This is a genomic window from Komagataeibacter kakiaceti JCM 25156, assembly GCF_000613305.1.
In genome coordinates this window covers 1-1,595 of record NZ_BAIO01000521.1, presented here as the reverse complement: position 1 = coordinate 1,595, position 1,595 = coordinate 1, and the positions used below count along the sequence as shown (strand labels likewise).

General features: G+C 65.0%; 1 pseudogene. It reads left to right on the top strand.

The features are described 5' to 3' along the window. Positions 1-1,396, top strand: a pseudogene (locus JCM25156_RS25390) (efflux transporter outer membrane subunit); the annotation flags it as partial. Positions 1,397-1,595 lie beyond the last annotated feature (199 nt).

Here is a 1,595-nt window from a genome sequence, read left to right as displayed (position 1 = left end):
GCCATGTAGTGGACACCACCACGGGGGCCGACTGGTGGACCATATTCAACGATCCCACCCTGACCGCGCTGGAAGCGGAAGTCGCGCAGGACAATCTGGATCTGAAGGCGGCTTCATGGCGCTTTGCCCAGAGCATGGCCGAACGCCGCATCGCCAGTTCCGCGCAGTTCCCCCATGCGGAAGCCAATGCCTCCTACGCCCGCGAGCGCGCCAGCACCAACGGCATCCTGGGCCTGCTGGGCACCATGGAATCGCGTGAGGCGGGCACGGTGGCCAGCGGCACGCAGGGGTTCGGCCCGACCGCCCTGCCCGGCTCGATCGGCAACCCGTCCTTCAACCTGCCACAATATGGCATGAACGCTTCGTGGGAAGTGGATATATGGGGCCATGTGCGGCGGCAGGTGGAAGCCGCCACCGCCGCCATGCGCGCCACCGAGGACATGCGGCGCGGGCTTCTCGTCTCGCTCATGGCCGAGACCGCGCAGGACTATCTCGACCTGCGCGGGTGCAGGCGCGCATCATGATCGTGCAGCACAATATCGAGCTTGCCACCCGCACCCTGCACCTGACCACACGCAGGCTGGAAGAAGGCGCGGCCACCCGCATGGATGTGGCTGACGCCTCCGGCCAGTATGAGGAATTCCGTTCCCGCCTGCCCGTATTGCAGGATCAGGAAGCACATCTGATCAACGCGCTGAGCTTTCTGGTCGCGCGGGAGCCGGGCGCGCTGAAACAGGTGCTTGGGCAGGGGACGGAGGTGCCGCCGGTGCCCGGTGAAATTCCCGTGGGTCTGCCCTCCGGCCTGGCCGAGCGCAGGCCGGACATCCGCATGGCGGAAGAACGTCTGCACGCCGCCACCGCCAGCATTGGCGTCGCCATTGCCGATTTCTTCCCCCGCGTGACGCTGTCGGGCAGTCTGGACGTGCAGGCGCTCCAGTTCAGCGGGCTGGGAAGCTGGGCTTCGCGCCAGTACGGTTTCGGCCCAACCGCCACCTTTCCCATATTCGAGGGCGGACGCCTGACCGGCCAGCTCCGCCTGCGCAGGGCACAGCAGAAGGAAGCCGCCATCACCCTGCAACGCACGGTGCTCAAGGCATGGCAGGAAATTGACGATGCGATGGCCGACCTCTCCTCCGCGCAGAACCAGCGTGACCGGCTGGCCGCCGCCGTGGCGCAGAACCAGATTGCCGTCACCACGGCCCAGCGCCAGTACACCGAAGGCGCCGCCGCCTTTCTTAACGTGCTCGACATGCAGGACCGGCTGCTCGATACCCAGTCCCGCCTGATCGAAGCCAATGTGGCCGTTTCCACCGCCGTGACCCATCTCTACCGCGCGCTGGGCGGCGGGTGGGAAAGTCGCTATCCCCTCCCGCCCGGCCACAGGAAGAAGGGCTGAGGAACTGTTTGAAACAGCCTGTAAATCGTAAGAAATCATCAGGAAACGCCGCTTTTTTGAAAAAGGGCGGCACCCGGCAACTTTTACTGTTTATTTATCAGACAGCTATGATCCGGGGCATGCGGCGGCTTTTTCATACCGGCGGTAGCGCGCGGTCCATACGGCGTCTTTCAGCGCCGCTTCCATGGCTTCGGGCGTG